Source organism: Pseudarthrobacter sp. NPDC058196 (assembly GCF_042882685.1).
GTDB lineage: Bacteria > Actinomycetota > Actinomycetes > Actinomycetales > Micrococcaceae > Arthrobacter.
This window is the reverse complement of the sequence record NZ_JBHVVN010000002.1, coordinates 378,509-393,773: the sequence shown is the minus strand read 5'-3', so window position 1 is coordinate 393,773 and position 15,265 is coordinate 378,509. Positions and strand designations below refer to the sequence as shown.

General features: G+C 63.0%; 14 protein-coding genes and 3 pseudogenes. 13 read left to right on the top strand and 4 right to left on the bottom strand.

Features of this window, described 5'->3' with window-relative positions; all coding sequences use genetic code 11:
- Positions 1–2: 2 nt before the first annotated feature.
- From ACFVVC_RS04585 to ACFVVC_RS04565, 5 genes are all read left to right on the top strand, one after another.
- Positions 3–119, top strand: coding sequence for an IS3 family transposase (locus tag ACFVVC_RS04585; RefSeq protein WP_387449866.1), 117 nt, complete (start codon positions 3–5; stop codon positions 117–119).
- Positions 120–696: 577 nt separating this feature from the next.
- A complete protein-coding gene (locus ACFVVC_RS04580; RefSeq protein WP_387449671.1) occupies positions 697–2,016 on the top strand; it encodes an MFS transporter in 1,320 nt (439 codons plus the stop codon).
- Between the two features lie 232 nt (positions 2,017–2,248).
- Entirely contained in the window at positions 2,249–3,445 is a 1,197-nt protein-coding gene (locus ACFVVC_RS04575; protein ID WP_387449669.1) for an acetyl-CoA C-acetyltransferase, read from the top strand.
- Between the two features lie 2 nt (positions 3,446–3,447).
- A complete protein-coding gene (locus ACFVVC_RS04570; RefSeq protein ID WP_387449667.1) occupies positions 3,448–4,707 on the top strand; it encodes a CoA transferase in 1,260 nt (419 codons plus the stop codon).
- 100 nt (positions 4,708–4,807) lie between these two features.
- On the top strand, positions 4,808–5,452 hold the full coding sequence (locus ACFVVC_RS04565) for an SDR family oxidoreductase (RefSeq protein WP_387449864.1): 645 nt from the start codon (positions 4,808–4,810) through the stop codon (positions 5,450–5,452).
- Positions 5,453–5,506: 54 nt separating this feature from the next.
- Here the strand turns inward: ACFVVC_RS04565 and ACFVVC_RS04560 are convergent, their stop codons facing one another.
- Together ACFVVC_RS04560 and ACFVVC_RS04555 are read right to left on the bottom strand one after the other, a co-directional pair.
- Positions 5,507–5,935 carry an FCD domain-containing protein gene (locus ACFVVC_RS04560; RefSeq protein WP_387449862.1) on the bottom strand — a complete coding sequence of 143 codons (429 nt, stop codon included), beginning with the start codon at positions 5,933–5,935 and terminating at the stop codon, positions 5,507–5,509.
- Entirely contained in the window at positions 5,830–6,108 is a 279-nt protein-coding gene (locus tag ACFVVC_RS04555) for a GntR family transcriptional regulator (RefSeq protein WP_387449665.1), read from the bottom strand. The genes ACFVVC_RS04560 and ACFVVC_RS04555 overlap by 106 nt, the downstream gene beginning before the upstream one ends.
- A 192-nt stretch (positions 6,109–6,300) precedes the next feature.
- Here ACFVVC_RS04555 and ACFVVC_RS04550 point away from each other — a divergent pair, with 192 nt between their 5' ends.
- The 4 genes and pseudogenes from ACFVVC_RS04550 (at position 6,301) to ACFVVC_RS04535 (ending at position 9,375) form a co-directional block, all read left to right on the top strand.
- Positions 6,301–6,474 (top strand): hypothetical protein, encoded by a 174-nt coding sequence (locus tag ACFVVC_RS04550; RefSeq protein WP_387449663.1) that lies wholly within the window; start codon positions 6,301–6,303, stop codon positions 6,472–6,474.
- 199 nt (positions 6,475–6,673) lie between these two features.
- Positions 6,674–7,750, top strand: a pseudogene (locus tag ACFVVC_RS04545) (transposase).
- A gap of 256 nt (positions 7,751–8,006) precedes the next feature.
- Positions 8,007–8,861, top strand: coding sequence for an alpha/beta fold hydrolase (locus tag ACFVVC_RS04540; RefSeq protein ID WP_387449661.1), 855 nt, complete (start codon positions 8,007–8,009; stop codon positions 8,859–8,861).
- Positions 8,862–9,108: 247 nt separating this feature from the next.
- The gene (locus ACFVVC_RS04535) at positions 9,109–9,375 is read left to right on the top strand and encodes a hypothetical protein (RefSeq protein WP_387449658.1); all 267 of its coding nucleotides are present in this window, start codon (positions 9,109–9,111) and stop codon (positions 9,373–9,375) included.
- Between the two features lie 97 nt (positions 9,376–9,472).
- Here ACFVVC_RS04535 and ACFVVC_RS04530 read toward each other — a convergent pair whose 3' ends face one another.
- On the bottom strand, positions 9,473–9,871 hold the full coding sequence (locus tag ACFVVC_RS04530; protein ID WP_387449656.1) for a transposase: 399 nt from the start codon (positions 9,869–9,871) through the stop codon (positions 9,473–9,475).
- Between the two features lie 144 nt (positions 9,872–10,015).
- Between ACFVVC_RS04530 and ACFVVC_RS04525 the strand changes: the two are divergent.
- From ACFVVC_RS04525 to ACFVVC_RS04515, 3 genes and pseudogenes are all read left to right on the top strand, one after another.
- Positions 10,016–10,547 (top strand): annotated as a pseudogene (locus ACFVVC_RS04525) (transposase); the annotation flags it as partial.
- Positions 10,504–10,665 carry an integrase core domain-containing protein gene (locus ACFVVC_RS04520; RefSeq protein WP_387449860.1) on the top strand — a complete coding sequence of 54 codons (162 nt, stop codon included), beginning with the start codon at positions 10,504–10,506 and terminating at the stop codon, positions 10,663–10,665. The pseudogene ACFVVC_RS04525 and the gene ACFVVC_RS04520, both read left to right, overlap by 44 nt.
- A 175-nt stretch (positions 10,666–10,840) precedes the next feature.
- Positions 10,841–12,396: pseudogene (locus tag ACFVVC_RS04515) on the top strand (IS1182 family transposase).
- A gap of 507 nt (positions 12,397–12,903) precedes the next feature.
- Here the strand turns inward: ACFVVC_RS04515 and ACFVVC_RS04510 are convergent.
- Positions 12,904–13,632, bottom strand: a complete 729-nt coding sequence (locus ACFVVC_RS04510) for a Crp/Fnr family transcriptional regulator (protein WP_387449654.1) — start codon at positions 13,630–13,632, stop codon at positions 12,904–12,906.
- 288 nt (positions 13,633–13,920) lie between these two features.
- On the opposite strand from ACFVVC_RS04510, the gene ACFVVC_RS04505 reads away from it, so the two are divergent.
- Positions 13,921–15,087 (top strand): DDE-type integrase/transposase/recombinase, encoded by a 1,167-nt coding sequence (locus tag ACFVVC_RS04505; RefSeq protein ID WP_387449652.1) that lies wholly within the window; start codon positions 13,921–13,923, stop codon positions 15,085–15,087.
- Positions 15,088–15,265: the final 178 nt, after the last annotated feature.

Sequence of the window (15,265 nt, the reverse complement as noted above, 5' to 3'; positions counted from 1 at the left end):
GCATCAACGCCGTAGCTGAAAACTTTTTCTCGCATCTGAAGACCGAGGTCTACCAACACCAGACCTTCCCGAGTCGGCGTGCCGCCCGGACGGGTGTCATGGACTACATCGAGTCCTGATACAACCGGAAACGCCCCAACGCCAGAGCAGGCCACCGCACGCCGGTCGCTGTCCAGGTCAGCTTCAGACCCGGGACCAAGAAACCCAGGCCGCATTACCGAAATCAACGAAGAACTGTCTCAGAAACTTGAGTGCGCAGGCTTTGCCGTCCTGCCAGGGGTGGGGATCCGTGGTGCCGCTGATATCAGGCCCCCAAGCCCCCGCCCAGCGTGACAATCCACGCCGGATCCACCGTCATTCAAACACTCCCGCGCGCCGCGCACGGTTTTACCGTTTAGGTTCTTCACGGTTTGACGGCAGGCGGTGGCGTCAATTTGCGAAAGGGATAATGCGGATCGGATGCAAGAGCACGAGATCCCCCGCTGTGCATCAACAACCTCGGCGGCCTTGCTGTAACAAAAGTTATTGCTCGTGGTTGAGCCGCATGGTGATCTTGCCATGACGTTGACCACTTCGGAGGGTTGCCGCCCGTAGCACTTGGATGGCGCCGGTTAATCAGATCGTCCACGAACTAGCGTCGGTCTAGCTGGTTTGGACTGAGTTGAGGCGACCCACACCCGCGAAAGGAACCATGAAATGAGCTTGAGTAGCGAACGCACGAGTCCGGGCCCAGCATCGAGACCTGCTAGACGCGTTGTCGCGGCGACAGTGGTCGGAACGACGCTTGAATGGTACGACTTCTATCTGTATGCAGCCATGGCTACATTGGTATTCGCCCCGCTCTTCTTCCCTTCGTCGAGCTCAGTGGCGAGTCAGCTCGCCGCTTTTGCAACCTTCGCAGTTGGCTTTGTCGCCCGACCCGTTGGTGCTGCGATCGCCGGTCACTTCGGAGATCGAATAGGACGCAAGCGTATGCTTGTCATCACCTTGCTTGCCATGGGCGTTGCTACGACTGCTGTCGGCCTTCTCCCCACCTTCGACACTATCGGAATGGCTGCGCCGATTGCGCTAGTGATACTTCGGGTGGTGCAGGGACTGGCGATGGCAGGAGAGTGGGGCGGTGCCGTCGCGATGGCGGCGGAGCACGCCCCAGCCGGTCAACGCACACTCTACAGCTCCGCCCCTATGATCGGGTCGCCGCTGGGGGTCGTGCTGGCGAACGTAGTCTTGCTTGCTCTTGTCACCCTTCCGGACTCTGTCTTCATGTCCTGGGGGTGGCGCATCGCATTCCTCTTGAGCATCGTTCTGGTCGTGATCGGAGTGTGGGTTCGCCGGTCTATCGACGAGAGCCCGCTCTTCGATGCCGAGGTCGCCCCCGAGCCTGTTCGAGTCCCATTGGTCGAGGTCCTGCGGAATCACGCTGGCACGCTTCTCAAGACCACCGTGGTGTCGGGTGTTCCTGGGGTGGCCACCTACATAGTCCTCGCCTACATCCTAAGTTACGGAACCAGCGAAATCGGCTATTCGAAAGAGCTACTGTTGACGATCGGGATCGTTGTCTGCATAATTCAGGCGGTCCTAATTCCAGTGCTGGCCTCCCTCGGCAAGCGCACCAACCCGCTGCGCTTGATCGTCATCGGAGCCGGACTCCAGGGGATAGTAAGCCTGCTTTTCTTTCCGCTCTTCGACTCGGGAACGGGCCTCTTGGCGTTCATTGCCTGCGTGGCGGTCGTGGCCCCCACCGGACTCGTCTTCGCGGTTCTTCCTGTGGTCCTCATCGACCGGTATCCTCCGAAAATCCGCTACACAGGCATCTCGATGGCCTACCAACTGGGCGCGATCGTCGGCGGCGGGTTTGCACCGCTCATCGCGACCGCGATCCTCGCAGCGACGGGCAGTTCATTCTTCATCGGTGTCTACATGGCCATGGCGAGCCTCGTAATGATGCTCTGCGGAATCAGCCTGCGTCGGCCCGAGAAGAGAGTCGCGCTAATGCAGAGCGGCGGGGCGTCGTGACGCTCGCACGATGCTTTCTCCCACCAGATTGAATCGAATCAGGGGCGACCAGTCTGCGTCGCGCAGACCGTCCCCCTTTTCACAAAGACTAGTTCGAACATGAGATCTATGGCTGTGCACCCATGCTCGTCAAGCGTCCCCGTGGGCCGGGCGCCGTCACCGCGCGCATCGCCTACCGCCAACCTTCCACGGCCAAGCAAGATACATCGCATCCAGAGAGAGCGAGGACCCGGTGACCAGAGCCGCCATCATCGCGCCGGTGCGCACCGCAGTCGGCGCGTACGGCAAGACCCTCAGACCCGTCTCCGCTGAGGACCTCGGCGCCACGGTCGTGAAGGCCGTCGTCGAACGCAGCGGGATTGATCCGCAACTCATCGAAGACGTCGTCTTCGCGCAGTCCTATGCCAGCAGCGAGACCCCCTGTGTCGGCCGCTGGATAGCCCTTCAGGCGGGCCTTCCGATTCACACGGCGGGCATGCAGCTTGACCGGCGATGCGGCAGCGGTGTGCAGGCCATCGCGACCGCCGCGATGATGGTGCAGACCGGTGCCGCGGATGTGGTGGTCGCGGGCGGCGTCGAAAGCATGAGCAACATTGAGTACTACACGACCGACCTCAGGTGGGGTTCGCGGTCGGGCAACGTGACGATGTACGACCGCCTCGACCGTGGCCGCGAACGTTCACAGCCCGTTGAACGCTTTGGCTACATTTCAGGCATGATCGAGACCGCGGAGAACGTCGCAAAGCGTTACGGCATCACCCGTGAGGAAGCCGATGCGTTCGCCCTGTCAAGCCACCAGAAGGCGCAGGCGGCCTGGGACCGGGGCGCCTTCGATGACGAAGTTGTTCCTGTCTCGGTTCTGGAGCGCAAGGCTGCCCCGATCATCTTTGCCCACGACGAAGGAATCCGCGGCGACACCACAATGGAGACCCTCGCCGGACTCCGCCCACTCATCAAAGGCGGCGTCACCACGGCCGGTAACGCCAGCCAGCAGAATGACGCCGCTGCCGCCTGTCTGATCGTCTCGGAGGACAAGCTTGAAGAGTTCGGCGTCGAGCCCATGGCCTTCCTGGAGGGCTGGACCGCCGTCGGCTGCGAGCCGGCAGAGATGGGCCTCGGTCCCGTTCCCGCCGTCGAGAAGCTGTTCAAACGCACCGGGCGCACCTTCAACGATGTCGACCTGGTCGAGCTCAACGAGGCCTTCGCGGCCCAGGCACTCGGCGTGCTCAAGGGCTGGGACTGGGACGACCGGGAGAAACTCAATGTCAACGGCTCCGGCATCTCACTCGGCCACCCGGTCGGCGCCACCGGAGTGCGGATCATGACCACGATGTTGCACGAACTGCACCGGCGTGGCGGCGGCCGCGGCCTTGAAACCATGTGCATCGGCGGCGGCCAGGGCATGGCCGCGCTCTTCGAGGTGGTGTAGCCGTGGCAGGCCACACCCTCAGGCCCGCGCCCCTCGCGGGCCTCAAAGTCGTAGAAATTTCAGCGTTCGTCGCTGCCCCTCTCGGCGGCATGACCCTCGCCCAACTGGGCGCCGAGGTCATCCGTATTGACCCCATCGGCGGTAACATCGACCACAGCCGATGGCCGGTCACCAAAGACGGCACCAGCATCTACTGGGCCAGTCTCAACAAAGGTAAGAAATCCGTCGCACTCGACCTCAAGAGCGAAGAGGGGCAGGCCGTCGCTGCCGAAATCATCGCTTCCGCCGGCATCCTGATTACAAACCTGCCGGAACGGGGCTGGCTGAGCTACGAAAACCTTTCCAAGCACCGCGCCGATCTCGTCATGCTGCGACTCAACGGCAACCAAGACGGCTCCCCCGCGGTCGACTACACGGTCAACGCTTCCAGCGGCTTCCCGACCGTCACCGGCTTCGACGAAGCGCAGGTCAACAATACGCTCCCCGCATGGGACGTCGCAGCTGGCCTGTACATTGCGACGGGTGTGCTCGCTGCCGAGCTTGAGCGCGGCAGGTCGGGGAAGGGGCAGGAAATCACCATCGCCCTCTCCGACGTGATGCTCGCGACGGTCGGCAACCTCGGCTACATCGCTGAAATCCAGACCAACGGCAACTCGCGCGGCCCTTTGGGCAACGCCCTCTACGGTGCTTACGGTCAAAGTTTCGCCACTGCAGACGGCCGCGAGGTGATGGTTGTCGCGATCAGCAACCGCCAATGGCGTTCGCTCGGTGAGGCCACAGGCCTAACCGAGAAGCTGGCGATGATAGGTCCGATGCTCGATGTTGACCTGACCACGGAGGGCGGGCGCTTTGAGGCCCGGGAGGCCATCGACGCGGTGCTTCGCCCCTGGTTTGCTAGGCACGCGGCCGAAGATGCCACGAAGCGCCTTGCCGATGCCGGCGTACTCCAGGGAGTGTTCCGTACCTTCGAACAGCTTGTCCACGAGGATCCACGCTGCACAACGGACAACCCGCTCTTCACTGAGATCGAGCAAACCGGAGTTGGCCGGGTGTTGGCACCGCGCAGCCCGCTCACCTACCACGGATCGCAGGCCTCCGAGGCGGTTCCTGCTCCCGTCCTCGGCGAAAACACAGAAGAGGTACTCGCCTCGGTGCTTGGTAAGTCCGAAGAGGACATCGGCAGGCTTCATCTGCACCAGGTGATTGTTCCTGACCGGCTGCCCACAGTACACACGACACAACTTGACTCTTCGGAAGGGTAAAACAATGACTTTGCTTGACGGACGCACCGCGGTCATCAGCGACGCCGCACAGGGAATCGGCTATCCGATCGCGGAGACATTCATGGCAGAGTAGGCGAATATCGTAATCGCCGACATTAATGCTGGTGCTGCCACCGAGGCAGCGGCCAAGATCGGAGGTGGGGAACGGGCGGTCGGCGTCGGCTGCAACGGCGCCGTGGGCGAGGACATGAATGCTCTAGTCCAGGCTGCCACCGGCTCCTTTGGCTCGCCCGACGTGTTTGTGAACAACGCCGGCATCACCCGCGACGCCACAATGCGCAAGATGACAGAGGAAATGTTCGACCAGGTCCTCGCCGTACACCTGCGCGGCAGCTGGCTGCACCTGGGCAGCCGCAAATGTGATGCGCGAGCAGGAGAAGGGCGGCTCGATCGTAAATACCTCATCGATCTCGAGCAAAGTCGGATTCACGGGGCAACCAACTGCAGCGCAACGAAAGCCGGCATCATCGGCCTCACGAAGGCGGCCGCGAAGGAAGTCGGATTCGCTGGTGTTCGCGTCAACGCCGTCCAGCCCGGTCTGATCCGCACGCCCTTGACCGAGACCATGCGTGAGGACATCATGGAAGCTCGCCTGAAGGAGATTGCACTCGGTCGCATGGGCGAAGCTGCCGAAATCGCTCAGGCGGCGTTGTTCGTGGCCAGCGACATCTCGAGCTACATGTCTGGGACGGTCCTTGGGGTCACCGGCGGGCGACACATGTAGACAATGGAACCTATGCCCGGTGCCGGTGGCGGAGCACGCTTGGCCACCGGACCTTTACTTGCTGCGGAGTGACTGTGAGTGCCGTCCTTCAAAATACTCGGCCAGCTTCTCCCCGGAGTTTTGGATGTGCCGTATTATCGCCGCACGAGCTGCCTCAGAATCATGCGCAACTATCGCCTCAATCACCGCAGAGTGGTCCGCGGCTGTGATCTCAGGCCATCCCTCGATCTGAGAATATAAGGCCCGGGAAACATACTTGGCAAAGTTTCCGAGGGCCCAGCGCAACCTGTCGGATTGCGCCATCAGGTAGACGAACTTGTGAAACTCGTGGTTCTTCTGCTCGAGCATCCCATGATCGCCCTGCTGCGCTGCCTCCATCAGATCACCGTGCAGCGTGAGCAAAGTGTCCATTTGCGGTTCACGAGCCCGCTCTGCGGCGCGCGCCGCAAGTTCGCCCGCGATCGGGGCGTGAGCCTCGAAAATGTCGCGAATATCATTGCGACGAGCGGCACCACCGTAAACCCTTTGCCTGGAACGAGTTGGAGGAAGCCTTCCACACGCAACGCCTGCAGCGCCTCCCGAACAGGCGTGGCAGAAACCTCAAGTTCTTCGCCGACGGCTTCAACTCCGTATAGAGGTGCCAGGAGCGATCTCACCAGCCATAATCGATTGTCTTAGATACGAGGCCACCTCGTCGCTGGGCTGACGACGCCTGCGAGAACTCGCTCTTACCATTTATCCTCCAACCCGAGTGCGGTCCTGCGTTTGCCACGGAAGCCCTTTGCCTAGTACCGGAACTGGTCCCACGTCAAGGTTCGTCGGAGTGCCTTGGGGAGTGCTGCGATTACGTGGATGAGGGCATCGCCGACGTTCTGGGCCGTATGGCTCCTCAGGATTGGGACGAGGAGCTTGCGCCTGGACTTGCGTTCGACGAGCGTGGCGATGGCCGAGCGCTGGCCGCAGCCGAAGATGAGGTCGCCCTCCTTACGGTGTTGTCGAGGGCGATTTCCGAGCTGTCGTAGTGTTTCGATTACCCTCGGGTGGCGGGTATAGCACAGGCCTTCTAGCCGCTTAGACGGCTCACTTGGAATGGCCGCCCGCTGCCCGCAGATAACTCGACCGCTGATTGAGACTTGCGATTTTGAATCGCTGGGTAAGGACGTGCCGGCGCGGTTATCGGGAGGGCAACTGAATCGGACTTGATCGAAAAGGAGCTAAGATATGCCGGCATTCTGGGTAGGAATCGACTCGGGCAAAAGAGCCCATCATTGCGTCGCGATCGATCAGAAAGGAACGGTGCTGCTTTCAAGACGGGCCGAGAACGACGAAGGCCTGCTGCCCGTCCCCGGGCGGATCGTGCATCATGCTGCGGGGACCTATCGCGGGGGACGGCACGACCGACGCGAAAGATGCCCGGATTATCGCCAACCAGGCACCCATGCGCACTGACCTCCAACCCGTGCGCCGTGCTGACCCGATCAGTGCGGACTTGCGGCTCCTGACCGCACGCCGGACCGATCTCATCTGTGACCGGGGCCGGGCGATCAACCGGCTTCGTGCACGCTGCTGGAATACTTCTCTGCGTTCGAGCACGCGTTCGACTACTTCAAGAAAGCATCCCTCATCCTTCTCGGTGGCTGCCCGACTCCGGGGGCATACGCCGGTTCGGCCTGACCCGGCTCACCGGCTGGCTGAGGAAGCGCGGCTGCCGGAATAGTGCCAGGATGGCTGAAAAGGCTGTTGATGCTGCCAACGCCCAGCACACAGTCCGACCTGCCCAGTCCATGGGCTCGGCCCTGGTCGTTCGACTGGCCGCGCAGGGCAGCGCTATCGATCTAGAGATCGCCGATGTCGATGCCCAGATCACCGATCTGTTCCGGCAGCACAACAGTGCGGAAGTTCTGCTGAGCATGGCTGGGTACAGTCCCGCGCTTGCCGCAACCTTTCTAGCCGACATAAGCGGCAACCTGGACGCGTTCGACCCTGTCAACCGACTAGCCAGCGTCGCGGAACTGGCACCGGTACTACGTGATGCCGGACGAATCAGCGGGAATCTGCACCGACCGCGTCGATTCAACCGCAGGCTTCTCCGGACCTGTTACCTCGCCGCCCGTCCGGTCCAGCCTAAAAACAGCCCGGCCTCGTGAACCTACTACGACCGGAAACGCAGCGAGGAAAATCCCATAAACAGGCGCCAACGCCCTTGCAAGGCGCCGCGTCAACGTCCTCTGGGCCATGCTCCGCGACCACGCCGTTTATCACGAACCAAGACCAGGCGTCAGCGCTCAGCCTCCTTGATTAGAACATTGAGAATCCTTACGCGGGAGGTCGCGGCTCGTGTGACAAAAGTCGCTGACCGGGATGCAACGCGGCTCTAGCGTGTCTTCATATCAACTCGTGATGAGTGTTTCGCTTCCAATGAAGGGGAGGGTGAATTGGAACGGTCAAGATCTATGCCGATCTCGGCTCCGGGCTCACCGGGATACGTGTCTGCGATGCGGACGATCTTCAGTTCGCCGGTCTCCGCACGCGAGTTCGTCGGGGAGGCCTCGCGGTGACCGCCGAGCAATGGATCGACGCCCGCGGAGTGCGCACCCGCGTACTGACAGCCGGACCGAACGGCGCGCCGCCCGTGCTACTGCTCCACGACGGCGGCTGGGGGGCTTCTGCGGAAATGTCGTGGGAACGCGTAATTCCGGTCCTCGCGCGCGAGTTTCAGATCGTGGCCCCCGATATGATCGGTTACGGCGGTACCGACAAGATCGGATTTTTCGACCGATCCGGAGTCAAGGTCCGTACGGAGCATCTACTGGCGGTCCTCGATCGTCTCGGTATCGAGTCGGCCGCGTTCGTAGGGAACTCGTTCGGCGGGACGATCGCAGTGCGCGCCCTCGCCGACCCAGAAGCGAGGAGCCGGATCAGTGCAGTGGTGAGCATCAGCGGCACGGGCGGTCCCTGGAAGACCGAGAAGGCGCTCTCAGAGCTCACTCGATTCGACGGGACCAGGAAGGACATAGAGCGTTACGTCGAATTACTCGGTATCGACCCGGAAGACGCCGAATACGTCGACCGTCGACTGGCATGGGCGCGGGAGCCTGGCCACTACGAAACGATGTTGGCCGCGCACCTGCAGGTACCCGACGTCTTTCCGCGGTCGAGTCCGGTTTCACAGGACCTTTTCCCCGAGTCGCTGCGCGGTGTCGACACGCCCACGCTGCTGATCGCGGGGCGAGACGACGACCTCTTACTCTCCGAGTGGACGCGGCACCTTGCAGACGAACTCGCGGCGGCGCAGATTATGGTGATGCCGACGGGCCACAGCCCGAATGTGTCCCATCCCGACGATACCGCTCGCATGCTAGGCCAGTTCCTGCGCAGCCACCTCGTCCCCCAGCCCACTGCGGAGTAACCGGGACAGTCGATCGATGCCCGGCGGTGTCCAGGCCTGGTGGCAGTAGGGGCAATGGCCGATCAGGGCGATGACGGCCACCTGGAGGGCAGCCAGGGTCTGGTAGAAGCTCAATTGGCCGCCGCCGTTGCTCTTGGGTCCGGCTCCAGGCGCGGGGCGGTGATGAACAGGTGGGCGGCGGTGACCAGGGTGACGTGGTGGTGCCGGCCGACTCAGGTGCGGCCCTGGAAATGGTCGAGTCCAGGCCGTGCTTGAGCTCGCGGTGGTCGTGCTCGATCCGCCCGCGGATCTTGGCCAACCGCACCAGTTCGGCCAGCATACCGGCAGGGTCCCGTCCGCCGCCCGGGGGATGGTGCGGTGGGCTGGGCTCACCCGCAGTGCGGTGAACCGGCTGCTCCTCACCGCCGACCGGTTCGTGGGATCGGTGCGGGTGCCGGTGCGCCAAGTGATCTCGGCGAACCGCTCGGGGTGCTCGGTCGCGAAGTCGTGCACCGAGCACGGGGCCTGGTGGTAGCGGGCAGGCGCGGCGGGGGCCCGCGCCCGGAGTAGTCCATCACCGCCGGGGTGGCCTCGGTCCGATGCGCGCTGGTGTCGGACTTTATGGACATCACTTACGTGATCTGGCGCTCGCCCAGAGCGGTGCGCCAGGCACCGTTCTGTCCGTAACCGGCATCGGCCACCACCACCGGGGGCCGGTGGCCCCAGCCGGCCAGCTCATCGAGCATCTGCAGCGCCAGCTCCCATTTGGGCCGGGGCCGCACCGCTTGGGGGAGGCCCGCCTTCGCCCGGCGCGCCCTGACCTGTTCGGCCTCCTCGGCGGTGGCCGCCTGCTCGTCCCAGGAGGCGGGCACAAACAGACGCCAGTCCAGCGGGCAGGAGGCCTGATCGGTGACCGCGTACACACTCACCGAGATCTGGCAGTTGCCGATCTTGCCCAGCGTGCCGGTGTACTGCCGGGCCACCCCGGACGAGGGCGTGCCCACGTTGGGGAACCCGGTGTCATCGACCACCACGCCTCCGGCGCACCAGGAGGTGTCAGATGGTCTGTGTAGGTGTTCCGGCGTCGGCGTGCATGAGAGAACACTCTGACCATGACAAATTCGAATGATGGGCTTGATGATGAGTTCGCTGCGAAAGTGGCTGCCGCCGGGGACATGGAAAGACCCAGAGACAGCGGGGTCTTCGATGAGCTGATGCAGCAGATTGATTCCGGTGAACTGCAGATCGATGGGAAGGACGGCTTTCTGAGCCAAATGAAAAAAGCGGTTATGGAGCGCGGACTCCATACAGAGCTCTCCGAACATCTGGGTTACGAGAAGGGCGACCGGGCGGCCCGGTTGCTGCCGAACGCGCGCAACGGCTCTTTTCCCAAGACGTTGGCCAGCCAGGTCGGGGATGTTGAGTTGGCCGTCCCGCGCGATCGCAACGGGTCCTTCAATCCGCAACTGGTACCCAAGGGATCACGCCGCACCGGGGGCCTGGACGACATGATCGTCAGCCTTTATGCAAGCGGAATGACGATCCGCGATATCCAGCACCATCTGGAATCCGCCATCGGCACAGAGCCCTCCCGCGAGACGATCTCGAAGATCACCGATGAAGGTCCTCGAAGAAGTCCTCATCTGGCAGCGGCGGCCGTTGGATCCGATTTATCCGATCCTGTATCCGGACGCGCTCGCCGCTAGACGGGGCGCAACAGGTTGAGCGCGAGACCGCGTACTGGATCCGGTGGTTCAACGAGGAGCGACTGCACTCCCCGATCGACTACCGACCGCCAGTCGAATACGAGCAGTTGTACCGTTAGAACCAGACGTCGAACCTCAGGCCGCCAGAATCAGCAAACCCCTCCGACAGAGCCAGTGCGATTCAAACTCGGAGTGACCATCACCAACGCGGCCGTGCCCTAGGAGCCTGCTGAAATATCGGCTGGGTTAGGCGCGTCGGCTGGGTTGGTGGGGCTGTTGGTTAAGACTGGTCTTATGCAGGGACGCGAGGATGCGCAACGCGGGTATTTGGATGTGGAGGCACTGGCCGGGGAGTTGTTGGCTCCGGGCAGTGTCTTCGCTTTTCTGACCAGGAATGTTTCCGGATTCGATGATGGAGGATCTGTTCCCGTCGCGGCGGGGCCGGCCGTCGGTTCCGGCGCCGGTGATCGGTTCGGTGCTGGTGCTGCAGGCGTTGCAGGGGGCTCTCGGACCGGGAAACGGCGGAGGCTTTGATGTTTGATCTGCGGTGGAAGGCTGCGTGTGGATACGGGCTGACCGATACGGCGTTCCACCCGTCCACGCTGACGTACTGGCGACGGCGGCTGGCGGCATCGAAGAACCCGCACCGGATGATGGAAGCGATCGCCGAGGTTATCGCCGAGACCGGGGTCCTGCAGGGCAAGCGCCGCCGAGCGGTGGACTCCACGGTCCTGGATGACGCAGTCGCCCGGCAGGACACGATCACGCAGCTGATCGCCGGCATCCGCCGCTTCGGCCGCGACATCCCTGACGGGCAGGAACTTCTCGCGGCGCACGCTACCGGGTATGACTACACCCGGACCGGTAAACCGGACATCGCATGGGATGACCAGGACGCCAAAGACGGGCTGATCTCCGCGCTTGTCACCGACGCCGCCCTCGCCTTGCTCGCCGCGGTCGATCCCGAAACCCTGGAGGACAAGGCCGCGGACGCGTACGCGCTGCTGGCCTTGGTTGCCGGGCAGGACGTGGAACCGGCTGAGGACTCGGACGGGACCGACGGGAGGTGGCGGATCGCCCGCAGGGTCGCCCCGGACCGAATGATTTCTACGGTGGACCCGGACGCCCGGCAGGAGCACAAAACCCAGTCCCGTCAGCAGGACGGATACAAGGCCCACATCGTGATCGAGCCTGACACCGGGCTGATCACCGCCGGTGAGCTGACCAAGGCCTCCGGGCCGGAGAACAGCGACGGGGCCGTCGGTGCCCGGCTGATCGGCATGGACCCCACAATCACCGACACCACCAGCGTGACCGTCTTGGCCGATTCGGCCTACGGTTCCGGAGACATGCTCGCCGTCCTCGCCCGCACCGGCCATACCCCGGTGATCAAACCCTGGCCGCTGCGCCCCGCCATCGAGGGCGGATTCACCCTCGATGACTTCACCATCGATGAAGCTGCCGGGACCGCGACCTGCCCGCACGGCATCACCCGAACCATCACCGTCAAACGGCGGGTTACGTTCGGCGCCGCCTGCACCGGTTGTCCGCTCCGGGCCCGGTGCACCGCCTCACCACTGGGACGCGAGCTCGAACTCCACGAACACGACGCCTTACAACGCGAACACCGCCGGCGCGCCACGGACCCGGCCTTTCAGCACGAGTACCGAACCCACCGGCCTATGGTCGAGCGGTCCATCGCCTGGCTCACCCGCGGCAATCGCCGTGTTCGGCACCGCGGCGTCAGCCGGAACAACGCCTGGCTCCAGCTGCGGATCGCGGGACTGAACCTGCGACGCCTGCTCACCCTCGGACTGACCAGGAACGAGGGATCCTGGGCGTTGGGATGAACCAACCGCCCGGACCCCGGCCCAAGAAAACCACTGGAAGACGCCCCATATCAGGGGCACAATGAAACCAAGCGGCAGAACGACCCCGTTGTCGCACCCAGAGTGCTGACCAGAACACGCCGCTAGACGGCCCATTGGTGGCGTTCCGCCCGCCCAAACCACCGTTGTTCACCACCCTCCTAGGGGCAGACGCATCTGTTCTGCTCTCAGGTGGTGTTCGACCCGGTGTGCCCGGGCTGCGAGAGGGTCGGGCGTCTGCGAGTTCGCGTCGAGCGGTCGCCGCGCTGTAATGCGTCCCCGGCCGCCTGCACCACCGTCCGCGTGCCCACACCCAACACCGTTGCCTTACCGTCGAACTCCAGACGCAGTCTTACCGTTGATGGGAGAAACTCCCCGACCGAGCGCCAATATGTCCCTACAATCCGACCGCAGAGTCAAGCGTCCGCGTCACGTGCATGAGATTGAATAATGGATGCGTGCGTCCGTGTCGCAGCACAGTGGTGGACGTCAGCAAAGACGACGCAGGTTATCGGGATCGATGATCGCGAGAGTGCGGCCTTGGCGTACGAGGAGGCCGCGTTCCTGGAAGTCGGACAACTCTCTGCCGACTACCGTGCGCACCGACCCGATGATCTCCGCGAGATGCTGTTGGGTCTGGTGAACGATAAGTCGGCCACTTTCCTGCACAGCCAGATTGAGCAAGGCTTGAGCGAGCCGCTGGCGCACTGTGAAGAAGATCCCGTCCGTCAGCAGCGTATGACCCGAGACCATGTCCTCGGCGAGCCATTGTCCGATGCGCCAGGCGACAGCGCCCTCCCGCTGCGCGAGTGTCGAGAGCCGTTCACGGGAGAGGCACATCACACTGGACGTCGTTGAAGCCCTAATGACGATTGGCAGCTCCGTGGGACCCAGCTGCGGGAGAAATGCGGGGGCGAGTCCGGTCATGTCGCCGGGGCCGAGGAAACGCATCGCCGCCATGCGCTCGATCGAGCTGACGTAGATGATCACCCGGCCCGAGCACACCACGAGCACACTCGGACGGTCCCAGCGTACGGTCTCGTCACGCTGCAGCCTGATTAAAGATGCGCCTGCGAGCAGCTCGCGGCGAAAGGAATCGGGAAGCTCACTCAACCTGCTGCCCTGCCAGGCAGCCTCCAGATCGGCCGTCCGAGCCGATGCCGCCTGCCACGGGGCCCGCTTTTCTGTGCCTCGCATACTTGGCGACATCACTGTCATTGTCGAACTCCTCAAAGTCACTCCGGCACCGGTTTGACGCGCTGGAGGTAATGCCGCTGACCACGAGGTCTTGCTGACGCTGGACGACGTGACGGGGCTCACAATCCTGAACTCTAATGGCAGATCGAGCGTGTGTCAAGCGGGCGCGTTGACTCATTGAAAACCTCCGCGTAGCCGGATACGTTGCCTCATTTGAAAACCTCCGCGTGTGGCGTGGTTGAGGGTGTTGGGGGCGGGTGCAGGTTATGCCCGTTTTCTATGGAGCTAACGATGGCCCAGCGGCAGGCTGTGACTAAGAACAAAGCCCTCGCTTATCAAGGCGCTGGTCGTGCCGGGAAGTCCCGGATCCTGGACGAGCTGGTCGAGCTGACCGGGTGGAACCGCGACTATGCCAGGGCCGCCCTAAGGGACGCCCTGGTCTTGAAGATCGTCCGGCCACGGCCGGGCAGGGCGCCGGTCTATGGCACTGACCTGCTGCCGGCACTGATCCGGTGCTGGGCCGTGTTGCGTGCCCCGGCAGGCCGGTTACTGGCCCCGATGCTGCCGGTTCTGGTGCCGCTGCTGCGCCGCGACGGTGAGCTTGATCTGACCGACGAGCAAGCCGCACTCCTGATACGGATGAGCGCGGCGACAATCGACCGCAAACTCGCCGGCGAACGGTCAAGACTAGTCCTGCGGGGACGGTCCCATACCAAGCCCGGCACGTTGCTAAAATCCCAGATCCCGGTCCGGACCTGGGCCGAGTGGGACGACGCCGTCCCGGGATTCGTGGAGATCGATTTGGTTGGGCACGAGGGCGGCAACAGCTTCGGGGAGTTCTGTTTCACCCTGACAGTGACTGACATTTCCACCGGCTGGACGGTGAACCGGTCCGTGCGGAACAAGGCGGCCAAATGGGTCTTCGAAGCCCTCGAACACGTGACCTCGGTGTTCCCCTTCCCGGTCATCGGGATCGATTCTGACAACGGCTCCGAGTTCATCAATGACCATCTGCTGGCCTACTGCCAGGAGCACCAGATCACGTTCACCCGTTCCCGGCCGGGGAACAAGAACGACGGCGCGCACGTGGAGCAGAAGAACTGGGCCAGGGTTCGGGAACTGGTCGGCTACCTCCGCTATGACACCGCCGCGGAGCTGGAGAAGCTCAACGCGATCTGGGAGCTGGACCGGGTCTTCACCAACTATCTGCTGCCCCAGCAGAAACTGCTCTCCAAGCAGCGGCACGGCGCGAAAGTGACCAAGAAACACGACGCCCCTGCCACACCGCACCAGCGCGCGATCCGGCACGAGAGGATGCGTAAACGCCCGATCATTCGGATGAACGCGGCCTTCAAGCAGATCAAGCCCGGCGCTCTCTCACGCCAGATCCTGGCACTCACCGCACAGCTGGAAACACTCTCACGGGCCAAACAACCCGCGGCAGCCAAACCCGTCAACAGGGCCTGGAACAACTAAGAAATCCGGAGGTTTTCCAATGAGGCAACGAAGCCGTCAACCGGAGGTTTTCAGATGAGGCAACGAATTACCCTTCCCGGAGGTATTGCAATGAGGCAACAGGGCGCCCGCGTTGACTCATCAAAGATGCCCGCGTAACTGCTATCGAAGAATCATTTGGTAATGCCCGCGTAGCGGC

What these genes read in the sequence shown, in the direction of transcription:
- ACFVVC_RS04580 (WP_387449671.1), top strand. Translation starts at nt 697, where the DNA reads ATGAGCTTGAGTAGCGAACGCACGAGTCCGGGCCCAGCATCGAGACCT.
- ACFVVC_RS04510 (WP_387449654.1), bottom strand. Translation starts at nt 13,632, where the DNA reads ATGACAGTGATGTCGCCAAGTATGCGAGGCACAGAAAAGCGGGCCCCG.